Source organism: Thauera mechernichensis (genome assembly GCF_029588855.1).
Taxonomy (GTDB): Bacteria; Pseudomonadota; Gammaproteobacteria; order Burkholderiales; family Rhodocyclaceae; genus Thauera; species Thauera mechernichensis.
Genome location: NZ_JARQZE010000007.1, coordinates 1 through 15149, shown reverse-complemented (window position 1 = coordinate 15149; position 15149 = coordinate 1). Strand labels below are relative to the sequence as shown.

At 65.0% G+C, this 15149-nt stretch carries 14 protein-coding genes and 1 rRNA gene; 10 read left to right on the top strand and 5 right to left on the bottom strand.

Annotated features, from left to right (window positions below; all coding sequences use genetic code 11):
- The first annotated feature begins 44 nt into the window (after nt 1-44).
- Nucleotides 45-485: a host attachment protein gene (locus P7F68_RS11210; RefSeq protein ID WP_002928963.1), complete on the top strand. Its 441-nt coding sequence runs from the start codon at nt 45-47 to the stop codon at nt 483-485.
- A 214-nt stretch (nt 486-699) separates the two neighbouring features.
- On the opposite strand, the gene thpR is transcribed toward P7F68_RS11210, so the two are convergent.
- Genes thpR through ispD form a run of 3 tightly spaced genes read right to left on the bottom strand, consistent with a single transcriptional unit; the run spans nt 700 to nt 2467 of the window.
- Entirely contained in the window at nt 700-1209 is a 510-nt protein-coding gene (thpR, locus tag P7F68_RS11205; RefSeq protein ID WP_277833398.1) for an RNA 2',3'-cyclic phosphodiesterase, read from the bottom strand.
- Between the two features lie 50 nt (nt 1210-1259).
- Entirely contained in the window at nt 1260-1751 is a 492-nt protein-coding gene (gene ispF, locus P7F68_RS11200; protein ID WP_277833168.1) for a 2-C-methyl-D-erythritol 2,4-cyclodiphosphate synthase, read from the bottom strand.
- Nucleotides 1748-2467, bottom strand: a complete 720-nt coding sequence (gene ispD / locus P7F68_RS11195) for a 2-C-methyl-D-erythritol 4-phosphate cytidylyltransferase (RefSeq protein WP_277833167.1) — start codon at nt 2465-2467, stop codon at nt 1748-1750. Before ispD ends, ispF begins: the two co-directional genes overlap by 4 nt.
- An 85-nt stretch (nt 2468-2552) precedes the next feature.
- On the opposite strand from ispD, the gene amrB reads away from it, so the two are divergent.
- From amrB to P7F68_RS11150, 9 genes are all read left to right on the top strand, one after another.
- Nucleotides 2553-3377, top strand: a complete 825-nt coding sequence (gene amrB / locus P7F68_RS11190) for an AmmeMemoRadiSam system protein B (RefSeq protein WP_277833165.1) — start codon at nt 2553-2555, stop codon at nt 3375-3377.
- Nucleotides 3364-3930: an AmmeMemoRadiSam system protein A gene (gene amrA, locus P7F68_RS11185; RefSeq protein WP_277833163.1), complete on the top strand. Its 567-nt coding sequence runs from the start codon at nt 3364-3366 to the stop codon at nt 3928-3930. Before amrB ends, amrA begins: the two co-directional genes overlap by 14 nt.
- The gene (amrS, locus tag P7F68_RS11180; RefSeq protein WP_277833161.1) at nt 3927-5048 is read left to right on the top strand and encodes an AmmeMemoRadiSam system radical SAM enzyme; all 1122 of its coding nucleotides are present in this window, start codon (nt 3927-3929) and stop codon (nt 5046-5048) included. The genes amrA and amrS overlap by 4 nt, the downstream gene beginning before the upstream one ends.
- Nucleotides 5049-5129: 81 nt before the next feature.
- Nucleotides 5130-5786: a dienelactone hydrolase family protein gene (locus tag P7F68_RS11175; RefSeq protein WP_002937515.1), complete on the top strand. Its 657-nt coding sequence runs from the start codon at nt 5130-5132 to the stop codon at nt 5784-5786.
- 31 nt (nt 5787-5817) lie between these two features.
- Nucleotides 5818-6528 carry a putative metalloprotease CJM1_0395 family protein gene (locus P7F68_RS11170; protein WP_277833158.1) on the top strand — a complete coding sequence of 237 codons (711 nt, stop codon included), beginning with the start codon at nt 5818-5820 and terminating at the stop codon, nt 6526-6528.
- A 110-nt stretch (nt 6529-6638) separates the two neighbouring features.
- A complete protein-coding gene (gene mfd / locus P7F68_RS11165) occupies nt 6639-10091 on the top strand; it encodes a transcription-repair coupling factor (RefSeq protein ID WP_277833156.1) in 3453 nt (1150 codons plus the stop codon).
- A 152-nt stretch (nt 10092-10243) separates the two neighbouring features.
- Nucleotides 10244-12013 (top strand): putative bifunctional diguanylate cyclase/phosphodiesterase, encoded by a 1770-nt coding sequence (locus tag P7F68_RS11160; RefSeq protein ID WP_277833154.1) that lies wholly within the window; start codon nt 10244-10246, stop codon nt 12011-12013.
- A gap of 21 nt (nt 12014-12034) precedes the next feature.
- Entirely contained in the window at nt 12035-13000 is a 966-nt protein-coding gene (corA, locus tag P7F68_RS11155) for a magnesium/cobalt transporter CorA (protein WP_277833152.1), read from the top strand.
- Nucleotides 13001-13059: 59 nt separating this feature from the next.
- A complete protein-coding gene (locus tag P7F68_RS11150) occupies nt 13060-14394 on the top strand; it encodes a M48 family metalloprotease (RefSeq protein ID WP_277833150.1) in 1335 nt (444 codons plus the stop codon).
- Here the strand turns inward: P7F68_RS11150 and P7F68_RS11145 are convergent.
- Together P7F68_RS11145 and rrf are read right to left on the bottom strand one after the other, a co-directional pair.
- Nucleotides 14387-14968, bottom strand: coding sequence for a DNA-3-methyladenine glycosylase I (locus P7F68_RS11145; protein ID WP_002937529.1), 582 nt, complete (start codon nt 14966-14968; stop codon nt 14387-14389). The two genes, P7F68_RS11150 and P7F68_RS11145, sit on opposite strands and share 8 nt — an antisense overlap.
- Nucleotides 14969-15050: 82 nt before the next feature.
- Nucleotides 15051-15149: ribosomal RNA gene (rrf, locus tag P7F68_RS19975) — 5S ribosomal RNA — on the bottom strand; the annotation flags it as partial.

The window sequence follows — 15149 nt, the reverse complement described above, 5'->3', positions numbered from 1 at the left end:
GTGCTCGAGGCAACGCCCTTTTTCGTAGCAACGGAGGGTGTCTCATGGCCATAACCTGGATTCTTGTTGCCAACGCCAGTCTCGCCAAACTCTATGCCAACCTGGGGCCCAACAAGGGCCTGACACTGGTGAAGGAACTGATCCACCCGGAAAGCCGTCAGAAGAATGCCGAACTCGTCACCGACCGCTCGGGCGCCATGGCCGCGAACGGTTCGGGAGGCGGTTCGATGCAACCCCAGACGCTGCCCAAGCAGCACGAAGCCAAGGTCTTTGCACAGGAGATCGCTCAGGAGTTGTACCAGGGAAGGGCCAAGAACGCCTTCAAGAGGGCGATCCTGGTCGCTCCGCCGGCCTTCATGGGCATGCTCAACAGCGTCATCGATGCACCCACGGCGCAAATGGTCACCGACCGTTTTGAAAAGGACTACACCAAGACCACGCAGAACGAACTCAGCGAACGTCTTGGTTCCGCGATTTTTCTCTGAAGGAGGGTGTTTTCGCGCTTTCGCCGTACCCGATCTGTCACTCGTCGAGGGCCGACGGCCTGCAGACAAAGGAGGACGCATTTGATCCTGGTGAGAAAATCGTAGTTTCCGTATCGAAAGCAGGAACCCAAGCGAAAGATGTGTCTCCCTAATGGGACACTAGAATGGCTGATATGCCACCTTCAATGAGAACGGGACGCTCAGCGTCCCGTTCTCATTGGTGCAACCGCCAGCGCGCCAGAGTCCGATACGAAGCGCCCTGTGCCGTGCGCTCGGAAGCCACCAGCGCGAAACTCGCCACCTGCCAGTGCACGGGCGCCACAGGGCCTGATGGTGGCGCGTCATGTGCCTTGCGAAGCAAGGTCACATGAGGATTGAAGGCCCGCTCATCGAGCGCCAGGCCGGCATTACGGACACCGGTGCAAAGCTGCGCCGCCAGCGCCTGCAAGGCACCCGGTGGGGTCGATGGCGCAGCCCACACGACGCGGTTGCCATGCCAGCTTCCGACCACATCCACAGTCAGGGCGAAGGCTTCACCCCTGATCTGCCGTCCGAGCCGCAGCAGAGACTCAAGCGCAACAGTCGGGACCTCCCCCAGAAAGGCGAGCGTGAGGTGGAGCGTGTCACGACGCATCACACGCCCACCGCAGGGCAGCTGCAAGGCGCGCGCCAGCGCATGAAGACGGTTAGCCGTCGCAGCGTCGGGCCATAACGCGAAGAACACGCGCAAGTGTTCGTGATCGTCCGGCGGCGCTTTGCCCCCGCACATCGCAGTCAGGGCTGGGCGCGCGCCAGCATGGCTACGACCTGGGCCGCAATACCTTCGCCGCGACCGGTAAAGCCCAGTTTCTCGGTCGTTTTGCCCTTGATGTTGATTGCCGCTGGGTCGATCTCGAGGTCTGCGGCAATATTCGCAACCATCTCTGGCGCATGGGGCAGGATTCGCGGCGCCTTGCAGATCAAGGTGGCATCCACATTCACGACCTCCCAACCTGCGCTGCGAACACGCGCAAAGGCTTCGCGCAGAAGCACCCGGCTGTCAGCCCCGGCGTGGGCCGGGTCCGTGTCCGGGAACAGGCGACCGATGTCGCCGAGGCCTGCCGCGCCGAGCAGCGCATCAGTCAGCGCATGCAGCAACACGTCGGCATCCGAGTGCCCGAGCAGGCCACGATCAAAGGGGATATCCACTCCACCGACGATCAATGCGCGCCCAGGAACGAGGGCATGGACATCGAAGCCCTGGCCGATACGGAACGGAAAACTCATTGCTGCACACCCTCCCTGTTCTGAAGAATCCACTCGGCCAGATGAAGATCGAGCGGATAGGTCACCTTGAGGTTGGTCGCATCGCCCTGCACCAACCGGGGGCGCAGGCCCGCGGCCTCGATCGCGCTCGCCTCGTCGGTGACGTTACGCGCCCCCTCCAGCGCCCGCCTGAGCATCACGTAACGGAACATCTGCGGCGTCTGTGCCTGCCACAGGCTATCGCGCGCCACGGTCTCGACGACATGGCGATGGTGATCAGCGCGCTTTAGCGTGTCGGCCACCGGTACGGCAAGCAGACCACCGACCTCGTCGTGCGCAAGCTCGCGAGTCAGCTTGTCAACATGCCAAGGTGCAAGGCACGGGCGCGCCGCATCATGCACCAGCACCCAGTCGCTTTGCTCCGCTTCATGCGCGATCGCGCGCAGGCCGCCCAGCACGCTGTCGGCGCGTGTCGCACCGCCACAGAACAGCGGCTTGAGCTTGGGGCCGAGGCCGGACCAATCGTGGCGCGCCCATTCGCGGTCATCGACCGACAGCACGACGAACACGGCGTCGATCTCGGGTGCAGCGCACAGTACGGACAAGGCGTGGTGGATGAGTGGCCGCCCGAGCAGAGGCAGGTACTGCTTGGGCTGGGCGGCGCCCATGCGCGAACCCGTGCCGGCCGCAGGCACGATCGCATAATGGCGGGAGCGGGATTTCTGCATGGCGCGCATTCTAGCTGCGCCCTGCAGCGGCTGTGGCGAAGGCCTATAATTTAATTGTTCGCCTGTGCCGCAGGCATCCCCGGGGCTCACGTCCATGGCACTCGCTTCGATCCGCCCGGCCGCGGTGGCCGGGCAGTTTTACCCACGCGATGAACGCGTGCTGCGGACGCAGCTCGCCGAGCTGATGTCCACCGCCGTAGCAATGGAGCACGCGCGCTGGCCCAAGGCCATCATCGTGCCGCACGCCGGCTACATCTACTCCGGCCCGATTGCCGCGACCGCTTACGCCCAGCTCACCCCGATGCGCGACCGTATCCGCCGCGTCGTCATGCTCGGCCCTACCCACCGAGTTGCGGTGCGCGGCTTTGCGCTGCCCGCAGCGCAGGCGTTCGCCACCCCGCTCGGCGAGGTCCCTCTTGCGCGGGCCGACTGGTTGCGCCTGCAGGCGCGCGACGACATCGTCGTCGATGACCGCCCCCATGCGCTGGAGCATTGCCTGGAAGTGCAGCTGCCTTTCCTGCAAAGTCTGCTCGAACGCTTCGAGATCGTGCCTATCCTGGTCGGCGATGCGCGCCCGCAAGCCGTGGCGAATCTGCTCGAGGATCTATGGGGTGGGCCGGAGACGCTGCTCCTGGTCAGCTCCGACCTGTCTCACTACCTGAGCTACCACGCGGCTCAATGGTCCGACCGTGCCGCGGTCGAGGAGATCCTGGCGCTGCGTCCCGGCCTCAACCACGAGCAGGCCTGCGGCGCCACACCCATCAACGGCCTGCTGCTCGCGGCACAGAACCATCATCTTCATGCCCGCCTGCTCGACCTGCGCAACTCCGGTGACACGGCCGGCGATCGTGCCAGCGTCGTGGGCTACGCCAGCGTTGCCTTCTGCGAAGCGGACCCCCCAAGCCATGCACGACACTGAGCTCGGTCCCATTCTCCTCCGCCTCGCCCGCACGGCGATCGCCCACAATCTCGGTTGCGGCCCGCGCCCCTCCCTGCCCGAAGACGAACGCCTGCACGAACGCGGCGCCAGCTTCGTGACGCTCACCGAGAATGGCGACCTGCGAGGCTGCATCGGCAGCCTCAGGCGCTCCCGTCCGCTCGGCGAGGACGTCATCGCCAACGCCATCGCAGCCGCAACGCAGGACCCGCGCTTTCAGCCGCTTACTGGTGACGAACTCGACACCGTATGCATTGAAGTGTCGGTGCTGAGCGAACCCGAGTTCATCGACTTCGCCGATGAAACCGCGCTGCTCGCGCAGTTGTGTCCGCACGAGGACGGGCTGATCCTGTTCTCCGGCTGCAGGTCGGCCACCTTCCTGCCCCAGGTCTGGACGCAGCTGCCCACCCCTGAGGCCTTCCTTGCCGCACTCAAGCGCAAGGCCGGCCTGCCTACCGACCGGGCAGTGCCGGGCCTGATGGCTGCGCGCTACCGCGTGCAGAAGTGGAGCGAAGCTACGGGAGCGCACACATGAACGCGAATGCGGGTGCAAGCATCGGTGCGCGCTACCCGGCGCGCTACTGGCACCGTCTCGACGACGGCCGCTACCAGTGCGACCTCTGCCCGCGCCTATGCAAGCTGCACCCCGATCAGCGAGGCGCCTGTTTCGTGCGCATGCGTGCGGGCGACGAGATGTTGCTCACCACATACGGCAGAAGTTCAGGCTTTTGCATCGACCCGATCGAGAAGAAGCCGCTCAACCATTTCTTCCCAGGCAGCAGCGTGCTGTCCTTTGGCACCGCGGGCTGCAACCTTGCTTGCAAGTTCTGTCAGAACTGGGACATCAGCAAGTCGCGCGACCTCGACACCCTGATGGACGCTGCCTCGGCGGACGAGATCGCCGCCACCGCACAGCGCTGGGGTTGCCACAGCGTTGCATTCACCTACAACGACCCGGTCATATTCGCCGAGTATGCCATCGACGTCGCCGAAGCCTGCCACGCGCGCGGGCTGAAGACGGTCGCGGTCACGGCAGGCTACATCTCCGAGTGTGCCCGGCAGGACTTCTTCTCGCACATGGATGCCGCCAATGTCGACCTCAAGGGCTTCAGCGACGACTTTTACGTCAAGCTCTGTGGTGCTCATCTTCAGCCGGTTCTCGACACCCTCACCTGGCTCAAGCGCGAGACCACGGTATGGCTTGAGCTGACCACGCTGCTCATCACCGGTTGCAACGACACCGACGACGAGATTCGTAAGCTGTCGCACTGGGTGTGCAGCACCCTGGGCGCTGACGTACCGCTGCACTTCAGCGCGTTCCACCCGGACTTCAAGATGGCCGACGTGCCCGCAACACCACTCGACACCCTGCGCCGGGCACGCCGGATCGCACGCGATACCGGCCTGCAGCATGTCTATACCGGCAACGTCCATGACAGCGACGGCGACACCAGCTACTGTGCCGGCTGCGGTGAAGCTCTGATCGTGCGCGACTGGTACGAGATCCGCAGTTATCGGCTCGATACCGCGGGATGCTGCCCCCGCTGTGGCACTGCGCTTGCCGGCCGATATGGCGCGGTGGGAGCGGCCATCGGCAAGCCCTTCGGCGCACGTCGCATCCCAGTGGCGCTGCATCGAACTCAACGGACCTGAACACCGAGCCAGTGCTCGCGCTAGCACCTAGCCGAGCCCGCCACCGCGAGCACAGCCCGAACCCTGCACAATGGCACCGACGTGAAGCTACGCAAGACACTCATCAGTATTCCCGCACAGGGCGCCTGGCTCGAAGGACTGCTCTGTCACGCACCCAACGTGCGCGGGCTGGTGCTGCGTCTGCACTCCACCGGACACCCTGCGCTCGACGGGCCGGAGTCCGCTCTCGAAGGCGAGCTGCATCGCCATGGCTTCGCCACCGTCACGCTTGACCTGCTCACACGCCAGGAAGTCCACCGCGACCCGGACGCCGCCTACAACATTCCCCGCCTGAGCGAGCGCATCCAGAGCGCAGTGGAATGGATCGCCCATCAGCCGCCGATCGGGGCACTCAGGCTCGGCCTGGTCGCACAGGACACCGGCTGCGCCGCCGCCGTGCGTGCCGTGGTACGCGACCCAGAACGCTTCACCGCCCTGGTCTTCCTCAACGGCCGCCCCGATCTCGCTGGCGCCGAGCCTCTGCGCGCACTGCGCTGCCCGGTACGCTTCATCGTCACCCCACGTAGTCCGGACAGCGCCATCCTCGAGAAAGCCTATGCCTTGCTCAAAGGCCCCCGCCACTGGCTGGCTCTACCGGATGGTGCCGACGAGCGCGAAGACGAACGTCTGCAGGCACGGGCGGCCTGCGCCTGGCTGGCGCAACATCTGGGCACCACGGAAAGTGCTGCACTAGAATAGAAGGCGTTTTCAATCAAGGCATTCCTGCAGCATGGCCATTCCCGCTGCCGGCGTTGCCGCCTGGGCATCCACTCAGGCCATTTACCCGGCGCCCACCACCACCCGCCAGGATCGAAGCCAAGCCGCGGGCTCGACCGCAGCCGAGGTGACGCCAGACGACCCGCAGACCGCGCTCGAGGGCGGTCGCGGCGCTTACGCACGTGATGAATCTGCGCTTACCGATCAGGAACAGCGCCTACTCCAGCAACTCCAGCAGCGCGACCGCGAGGTCAGGGCACACGAGATGGCCCACGTCGCCGCAGGCGCCGGCCTGGTCACACGAGGCGCAAGCTACACCTACCAGACGGGCCCCGACGGACAGCGTTATGCAGTCGGCGGCGAGGTCAGCATCGATACCTCGCCCGGACGGACACCCGAGGAAACGCTTGCCAAGGCCGAGCAGATCCGTGCCGCCGCACTCGCCCCGGCCGACCCCTCGCCACAAGATCGACAGGTCGCGGCACAGGCCACCCGCATGGCCATGGAGGCGCGTATGGAGCTTGCCCGCCAGGTCTTCGAGCGCGAAGCAAGCCCCCCTGAAGAGGCTGGCGACGGTGTCGATGGCGGCAGGCCTGCCGCCGCAGCCGCAACAGCGGCCGACTCGCCGTCCGCCTATCTCGTGCGCCAGGCGCGTTCGGCCTACGAGACCGTGGCAGGGTCGGCGCTGGCCGCACGACCGCCCGGACTGGATCTGATGGCCTGAATACAACAACAGGCATTTTTGCGGGGATAATGCCGGCCTGCGCCAATGGCTGGCGTTTTCTGGCCCCGCCTCGCCCCAATCGCCTCAAGCAGCAACCGAACAACAACATCATGCCCACATCCCTCGACGCTCTGCTCCGCCCGCTTTCCACGCTCGTGCTTCCCAAGCCCGGCACGCGGCTGGAGACCGGTGCACTGGCCGGCTCGGCCGACGCGCTTGCCATCGCCCAGCTCGCCGGCCGCGGCCGCATGCTGGTGGTGATCACCGCCAACCCGCTCGACGCCCAGCGCCTTCAGGACGAGATCGCCTGGGTCGCCCCTGGCCTGCGCGCGCACCTGCTGCCCGACTGGGAAACCCTGCCCTACGACAACTTCTCGCCGCACCAGGATCTCATCTCCGAGCGCCTTTCGACGCTGTACGCGATCAGCCGCGGAGAGACCGACCTCGTGCTGGTGCCAGCCTCGACCGTGCTGTATCGCATGGCGCCACCTGCCTACCTGGCCGCCTACACCTTCTTCCTCAAGCAGGGCGAGAGGCTCGATGTCGAGCAGTTCAAGGCACAGATGGCGCTCGCCGGCTATGCGCATGTCACTCAGGTTGTGAGCCCGGGCGAGTTCTCGGTGCGTGGCGGGCTGGTCGACCTGTTCCCGATGGGCTCGCCGCTGCCCTTTCGCATCGACCTCTTCGACGACGAGGTCGAGAGCATCAAGACCTTCGACCCGGACACCCAGCGCACGGTGTATCCGACCAAGGAGATCCGCTTGCTGCCGGCGCGCGAGTTTCCTCTCGACGACAAGGGCCGCACGCGCTTTCGCAGCCGCTTCCGCGAGACCTTCGAGGGCGACCCGACGCGCGCGTCGATCTACAAGGACGTCTCCAACGGCATTGCGCCTGCCGGTATCGAGTACTACCTGCCGCTGTTTTTCGACGACACCGCGACCCTGCTCGACTACCTGCCTGCCGACACACCGGTGCTGCTGCACCGCGACGTGCCGGCGGCGATCGCGGAGTTCTGGAAGGACACGCGCTCGCGCTACGACCTTCTGAAGGGCGACCGCACTCGTCCGGTGCTAGCACCCGACCAACTTTTCCTGAGCGACGAAGCCTTCTTCATCGCACTGAAGAACCTTCCGAAGCTCTTGATTGGTGTCGAAGCCTGCGCCGACACCGCCGGCGCACTGGCCCTGCCGCCGCCCGAGGTCGCTGTCGAGCGCAAGGCCACCGACCCGTTGCACAAGCTCAAGGCCTTCCTCGACAGCTTCGACGGCCGCGTGCTGCTGCTGTCGGACTCGCCTGGCCGACGCGAGACCATGGCCGAATTTTTCGCCGAGTACGGCGTCAAGCCGGAGGCCAGCGCTGACTTTGGCGCCTTCCTCGATACCGATGCCCGCCTCGCGCTGGGCGTTGCGCCGCTCGCGCGCGGCTTCGTGCTGCCCGCGGCGAAGCTGGCGGTGCTCACCGAGACCGAACTCTATGCCGCCACCGCGCGCAGCCGAGTCCGTCGTGATGCGCGCAAGGCCGCAACCATGGAAGGTTGGCTGCGCGACCTGTCCGAACTCAAGATCGGCGACCCGGTGGTGCATGTGTCCCACGGCATCGGCCGCTACCTTGGGCTCATCCACATGAACCTGGGTGAGGGCGACACCGAGTTTCTGCACCTGGAGTACAACGGTGGCGACAAGCTCTACGTGCCGGTGTCGCAGCTGCATGTCATCACCCGTTACGCGGGTGCCGACCCCGAGGCAGTCGACCTTCACCGCCTCGGCTCGGGCCAGTGGGAGAAGGCCAAGAAGAAGGCGGCGATGCAGGTGCGCGATACTGCGGCCGAGCTGCTGGCCCTCTACGCCCAGCGCGCCGCACGTCCCGGCCACCGCTTCGACTTTAAGCAGCACGACCTGGAAGCCTTTGCCGAAGGCTTCGGCTTCGAGACCACGCCCGACCAGCAGGCCGCGATCGACGCTGTGGTCGGCGACATGAAGTCCGGCCGGCCGATGGACCGCCTGGTGTGCGGCGACGTCGGCTTTGGCAAAACCGAGGTCGCGCTGCGTGCCGCCTTCATCGCCGTGGCCGATGGCAAGCAGGTGGTGGTGCTGTGTCCGACCACCCTGCTCGCCGAGCAGCATTACCAGACCTTCGCCGACCGCTTCGCCGACTGGCCGATCAGGATCGCCGAGCTGTCGCGCTTCAAGTCAGCCAAGGAGCAGGCCGATGCCCTGCAGCAACTGTCGGAGGGCAAGGTCGACATCATCATCGGCACGCATCGCCTGCTGCAGAAGGATGTGGTGTTCAAACGCCTGGGGCTGGTGATCATCGACGAGGAGCACCGCTTCGGTGTGCGCCAGAAGGAGTCGCTCAAGCAGCTACGCTCCGAAGTCGACATTCTGACGCTGACCGCCACGCCGATCCCGCGAACGCTCGGCCTGGCGATGGAAGGCCTGCGCGAGTTCTCGGTGATCGCCACCGCACCGCAGAAGCGCCTGGCGATCAAGACCTTCGTCCAGCCTTTCAGCCGCGGCGTGATCCGCGAGGCGGTGCTGCGAGAGTTCAAGCGCGGTGGCCAGGTGTACTTCCTCCACAACGAGGTCGACACCATCGACAACATGCGCAACGACCTCGAAGAGCTGCTGCCCGAGGCCCGCATCGTCGTCGGCCATGGCCAGTTGCCCGAGCGCGAGCTCGAGCGCGTGATGCGCGACTTCACCCAGCAGCGCGCCAACCTGCTGCTGTGCACCACCATCATCGAGACCGGTATCAACATCCCCACCGCCAACACCATCATCATCAACCGTGCCGACCGCTTCGGACTGGCGCAGCTGCACCAGTTGCGCGGCCGTGTCGGCCGCAGCCACCACCAGGCCTACGCCTACCTGCTGACCATGCCCGGCGCAAAGCCCACCGCGCAGGCACAGAAGCGGCTCGAAGCGATTGCGATGATGGAGGATCTCGGCTCCGGCTTCTACCTGGCCATGCACGACCTGGAGATCCGCGGCGCCGGCGAGGTGCTGGGCGAGAATCAGTCGGGCGAGATCCAGCAGGTTGGCTTCAGCCTGTACACCGAGATGCTCAAGCGCGCAGTCAAGGACCTCCAGGCCGGCAAGGAGCCCGACCTGTCGCAGCCGCTCGAGGTCGTGTCCGAGATCAACCTGCACACCCCCGCATTGCTGCCCACTGACTACTGCCCCGACGTGCAGGAGCGCCTGACGCTGTACAAGCGGCTGGCCAACTGCGAGATGGAGGAAGACCTGCGCGCGCTGCAGGAAGAACTCATCGACCGTTTCGGCGAGGTACCGCCGCAAACTGCAGCGCTCGTCGAAACCCACCGCCTGCGCATGCTTGTTAAAGACTACGGGGTGAACAAGCTCGACGCCTCCGACGCGCAGATCAGCGTGCAGTTCGCCAAGGACGCCCCTATCGACCCGGTCAAGGTCATCTTCCTGATCCAGAAGGACCGCAGCACCAAGATGGCCGGGCCCGAGAAGCTTGTGCGCCGCGTGAGCCTGCCCAATCTCAAGGACAGGGTGAAGGCCGTGAAGGACCTGCTCGATGCGGTGAAGGCTGGATAGCGAGGCCGACACGGACGTCTCGGCGGCGAGTGCCATCTCGGCGCGTGTCGGTCATCGCTGCGCCTCTACGCGCTCTCATCAACTAGCCCGACACCACAGGAAGCGCTTAACATCCCGCCGTTACAGCCTCACTACGAATCTGGGCACGCCCGATGATCAAGGTTTACCGCAAGCCACCTCAAGCCTTCCCGACAGAGAGCGCCTTCTTCAGGTTGCCCGGCACCTTGCTGATGGTCCTGGATGAAGACTGGAACGTCCAGATGATGAGCGAGGCCTGGCAAGATGTCCTCGGTGTCGGCCAAGCAGCACTGCGCTGGCGCCCCTTTGCCGCATTCATACACGACGACGATCGCAGCAGCGTGCGCGACCGCCTCGCACAACTCGGCGAAGACAAGAGCACCCTGAGGTTCTCATGCCGATGCCGCCACGCGGACGGCCACTACGTGGGGCTGGCCTGGAACGTCAATCTGGACCGCGAGCATCACCTCTACTATGTCTCCGCGCATGAAACAGGTGTCCGTCTGCGCACCGACGCGGGCGGACTTCCGGAAGTCTTGATCGACGGCCTCACCGGCCTGCCCAATCGCGGGCTCTTCGTCGACCGCATCGGTCACGCCATTCAGCGCGCACGGCGCAATCCGGAGCTGCGATTTGCCGTCATCCATTGTGGCATCGACCGCTTCAGCGTCATCAACCACAGCCTCGGCAACCGCATCGGCGATCTGCTGCTGGTCGAGCTTGCCAACTTGCTGCGCCGCTCGACGCGACCGACCGACATGGTGGCGCGCCTCGGCGGCGACGAGTTCGGCATCCTGCTCGAGGATATCCGTGACGAAACCTCGCCGATCCGTGTCATCAAGCGCCTGCAAGCACATTGCACCCTGCCCTTCGAGCTCCATGAGCAGGAGGTCGTTATGAGCCTGTCGGCAGGCATGACGCTCTCGACACCGGACTACGACGAAGCCGATGCCATGCTGCGCGATGCGGGCATGGCCCTCAAGCGCGCAAAGACTCAAGGTGGCGGCGCTCATGTCATCTTCGATCGCAAACTGCACGAGGAAGCATTCAACCGGCTCGATCTCGAACTCGATCTGCGGCGGGCCCTGGAACGCAACCAGATCGAGGTTTACTACCAGCCTTTCGTGCGGATCAGGGACCGGCGGCTGGTCGGCTTCGAGGCCCTGGCACGCTGGAATCACCCCGAACGCGGCCTCATATCCCCCGCCCGCTTCATCCCGCTGGCCGAGGAAAGCGGCCTCATCGTTCCGATCGGACGCTGGATCCTGGAGCGGGCTTGTACCGACCTGAAGCGCTGGCAAAACACCCACCCTCGCCGACCGGCACTGACCGTCAGCGTAAACCTCGCCGCCCGCCAGATCGCCTATCCAAACCTGCTCAAGGACATCCGCCAGAGCCTGCGTCAGAGCGGTCTCGCCCCGCGCCATCTGAAGCTGGAGATCACCGAGAGCGCGATGATGGACGATGCCGAGCGGGCGATCGAGCTTTTCGTAGCGCTCAAACGCTCCCGCTTGAAGCTCTTGCTCGACGATTTTGGCACCGGCTATTCGTCCCTGTCCTATCTGCACCGCTTGCCGATCGATGCGCTGAAGATCGACCGCTCCTTCATCGAGCACATCGACACCCGGCCGACTGACCGCAGTTTTGTCGAGACCATCCTGAGCCTTGCCAAACAGCTCAAACTCGAGGTCATCTGCGAAGGGGTCGAGCGCATCGAGCAGGAGGCCTTACTGCGCGCGCTTGGCGCGAGCCATGTACAAGGCTTCATGTATTCGCGCCCGGTCACCGCGACCCAGGCGGAAATGCTGATCCTGCAGGATATCAACCACCCTGGTCACTTCATTCCCGACACCGGCCCCAAGGCGATCGACGCCTCGCAAGCTGAGTGCATCGCCACAGCCTGAACTGCGCCCAGCCTCAACACGATGCTCATCAACTGCACCGCCTACCAGCACGGCCGCAAGCTGGCCGATATTCCGGTCGAGGCCATCCGCGACACCTTGCAGCAACCCGACACCTTCGTCTGGGTCGCACTCAAGGACCCCTCAGCCAACGAACTGGCGGTGATGAAGAACGAGTTCGACCTGCACGAGCTCGCCATCGAGGATGCCAACCACCGCCACCAACGCCCCAAGGTTGAGGAGTACGAGGATGAGCTCTTCGCTGTCATGCACCTCGTCGAAGAGCGCGAAGGCAAGCTCCAGGTGGGCGAAGTGCACGTCTTCGTCGGCGCGAACTACATCCTGTCGGTGCGCAACAACCACGAACGAGACTTCCTCGGCGTACGCGCACGCTGCGAGCGCGAGCCGAAGATGCTCGCCAAGGGCCCGGGCTATGTGCTCTACGCGCTCATGGACGCCGTGGTGGATGGCTACTTCCCGCTCATCGAAAAACTCGAGACCGAGGTCGAGGCGCTGGAAGAACGCATCTTCACCCGCGGCGCGGCGCGCTCCAACATCCGCCGCCTGTACCGCCTGAAGCGCAAGGTCACGCTGCTTCGCCATGCCGTTCTGCCGTTGATGGAAGCTGCCGGCAAGCTGCACAGCGGCCGCGTCCCCGAGGTCTGCGCCAAGAGCCGACACTATTTCCGCGACGTCTATGACCATCTCGCCCGCATCAACGCCTCGCTCGACGGCATCCGCGACACCATCGGCACTGCCATCCAGGTGAACCTCTCCATGGTTACCATCGACCAGACCGAGATCAGCAAGCGCCTCGCCGCATGGGCGGGCATCTTTGCCGTCGCCACCGCCTTTGCCGGCATCTGGGGCATGAACTTCAATCACATGCCCGAACTGACTTGGGAGTACGGCTACCTCTTCGGCCTGGGCGTCATCGCCAGCGCCGCAAGCTTCCTGTGGTGGCGCTTCCGCAAGGCGGGCTGGCTATAGACGGCGACCCGACCTGCGCCAGACCACCCAATCCCGCCCCACTCCACAGACGAAACGTCATGAGCCGCTTCGACGCCCTCGCTCGCAGTCTTGAACGCAACCGCATCACCCGACGCCAGGCGCTCTGGCTGCTTGGTGCCGGCACGGCCGCGCTGTCCGGTTGCGCAGCATCGCCGGTCACCGGCAAGACCATCCTGGTCGGCATGAGTGAGGCCCAGGAAAAACTGGCCGACGCCCAGGTCGCGCCGCACCAGTTCTCCCAGGACCTCGGCGCCATCCAGGACGAAACGGTCAACCGCTACGTGGCCGAACTCGGCAAGCGCATGGGAGGGTTGACCCACCGTCCGCTGATGCCCTATTCCTACCGGGTACTCAACGCCAACTACGTCAACGCCTACACTTTCCCCGGCGGCGCCATGGGCATCACCCGTGGCATCCTTGCCGAGCTCGACGACGAGGCCCAGCTCGCCGCACTTCTGGGCCACGAACTTGGCCACGTCAACGCCCGCCATGCCGCCCAACGCCAGGGCCAGAGCCTGATCGCGCAAGCTGCGCTCGCCGGGCTCAACGTCGCGGCGCAGGACTCCAACTGGGGCGGGGTGATGGCCATTGGGGGACAGATCGGCGCCAGCGCCCTGCTCGCCAGCTACTCGCGCGAACACGAACGCGAAGCCGATGCGCTGGGCCAGGCCTACCTCGTCAAGGCCGGCTACCCGGCCACCGGAATGGTCCGCCTGCACCAGTTGCTGGTTGATGAGGAAAAGGCTGCACCCTCGCTACTGCGTACCATGTTCTCAACCCACCCGATGAGCCACGAGCGCATGCAGGCCGCACAGGCCGCCGCCGACAACCAGTACCACGTCAGCAACAGCCAGGACGCCCGGCGCGAACGCTTCATGGACAGCACCGCCAGCCTGCGCCGCATCCGCCCCACCATCAACGCCTGCAAGAACGGCGAAACCGCGATGGCAGCCAAGCAATACACGATGGCCCAAGTCGAGTTCGAATCGGCAATCGCCAAGACCCCGCGCGACTACGCCAGCAACCTGCGCATGGCTCAGTGCCTGCAGGCGCAGGGCGAGACGGGCAGAGCCGGCACCTACGCCAGCGTCGCCCGCGAGATCTACCCGCAAGAGGCCCAGGCGCACAAACTCTCCGGGGTGCTCGCGCTGCAGCAACGCGATCCAGGCAGCGCCTTCGAGCACCTTGACCGTTTCGACCGCCTGCTGCCTGGCGATGCAGGCACCACTTTCCTCAAGGGCATCGCGCTAGAGGGCATTGGCAACCGCCAGGCTGCAGCTCAGCATTACCTCGCCTACCTTCGCCAGAGTCAGCAAGGCAATGCAGCGCAGTACTCCTACAGCCGGCTCAAGGCCTGGGGCGTGGTCAAGTGATGCTGCCCCCGGCGGCGATCTCGCGCTGGCGAAAGCAACCCTCGACGTGGTCGTTCACCATCCCCACCGCCTGCATGAAGGCATAGCACACCGTCGGCCCCACAAAGCGGAAGCCTAGGCGCTTGAGCTCGCGGCTCATCGCTCGCGACGCGGCTGTCTCGGCGGGCACGTCGGCCAATGATCGGCGCACGTCATTGCGCGGCACCCCATCGACGAACTGCCACACCAGGGCATCGAGTGAGCCGAAGCGTTCGCGCGCATCGAGCACCGCGCGCGCATTCGCAATCGCAGACGCCACCTTGAGCCGATTACGCACAATGCCCGGGTCGGCAAGCAATCGCATCACGTCGTTGTCGGTGTAACGTGCAACCCGCTCCGCGTCAAAATCGGCAAACACGTGGCGGTAATGCTCCCGCTTGCGCAGGATGGTGATCCAGCTCAACCCCGCCTGTGCCCCTTCGAGTACCAGCATCTCGAACAGGTGGCGGTCGTCGTGGCTGGGGACGCCCCACTCAGTGTCATGATAGGCGACGTACATGGGATCGTTGCCACACCAGGCACAGCGCTCGGTCATAGGGGTCTCCTGTGGCTCAACTACGCGTTGACGCGCCAAAGCCCTGCTTTCTTTTGAGAGCAGGGCTTTGTTTTGTGGGTTAGTCTGACGATGACCTACTTTCACGAGGGCGGACCTCACTATCATCGGCGCATGTGCGTTTCACGGTCCTGTTCGGGAAGGGAAGGGGTGGTTCCACACA

Bases quoted from the DNA above. Each gene is read 5' to 3' on its own strand.
- P7F68_RS11210 (WP_002928963.1), top strand. From the start codon at position 45: ATGGCCATAACCTGGATTCTTGTTGCCAACGCCAGTCTCGCCAAACTC.
- ispF (WP_277833168.1), bottom strand. From the start codon at position 1,751: ATGAGTTTTCCGTTCCGTATCGGCCAGGGCTTCGATGTCCATGCCCTC.
- ispD (WP_277833167.1), bottom strand. From the start codon at position 2,467: ATGCGCGCCATGCAGAAATCCCGCTCCCGCCATTATGCGATCGTGCCT.
- amrB (WP_277833165.1), top strand. From the start codon at position 2,553: ATGGCACTCGCTTCGATCCGCCCGGCCGCGGTGGCCGGGCAGTTTTAC.
- amrA (WP_277833163.1), top strand. From the start codon at position 3,364: ATGCACGACACTGAGCTCGGTCCCATTCTCCTCCGCCTCGCCCGCACG.
- amrS (WP_277833161.1), top strand. From the start codon at position 3,927: ATGAACGCGAATGCGGGTGCAAGCATCGGTGCGCGCTACCCGGCGCGC.
- P7F68_RS11170 (WP_277833158.1), top strand. From the start codon at position 5,818: ATGGCCATTCCCGCTGCCGGCGTTGCCGCCTGGGCATCCACTCAGGCC.
- mfd (WP_277833156.1), top strand. From the start codon at position 6,639: ATGCCCACATCCCTCGACGCTCTGCTCCGCCCGCTTTCCACGCTCGTG.
- P7F68_RS11160 (WP_277833154.1), top strand. From the start codon at position 10,244: ATGATCAAGGTTTACCGCAAGCCACCTCAAGCCTTCCCGACAGAGAGC.
- corA (WP_277833152.1), top strand. From the start codon at position 12,035: ATGCTCATCAACTGCACCGCCTACCAGCACGGCCGCAAGCTGGCCGAT.
- P7F68_RS11150 (WP_277833150.1), top strand. From the start codon at position 13,060: ATGAGCCGCTTCGACGCCCTCGCTCGCAGTCTTGAACGCAACCGCATC.
- P7F68_RS11145 (WP_002937529.1), bottom strand. From the start codon at position 14,968: ATGACCGAGCGCTGTGCCTGGTGTGGCAACGATCCCATGTACGTCGCC.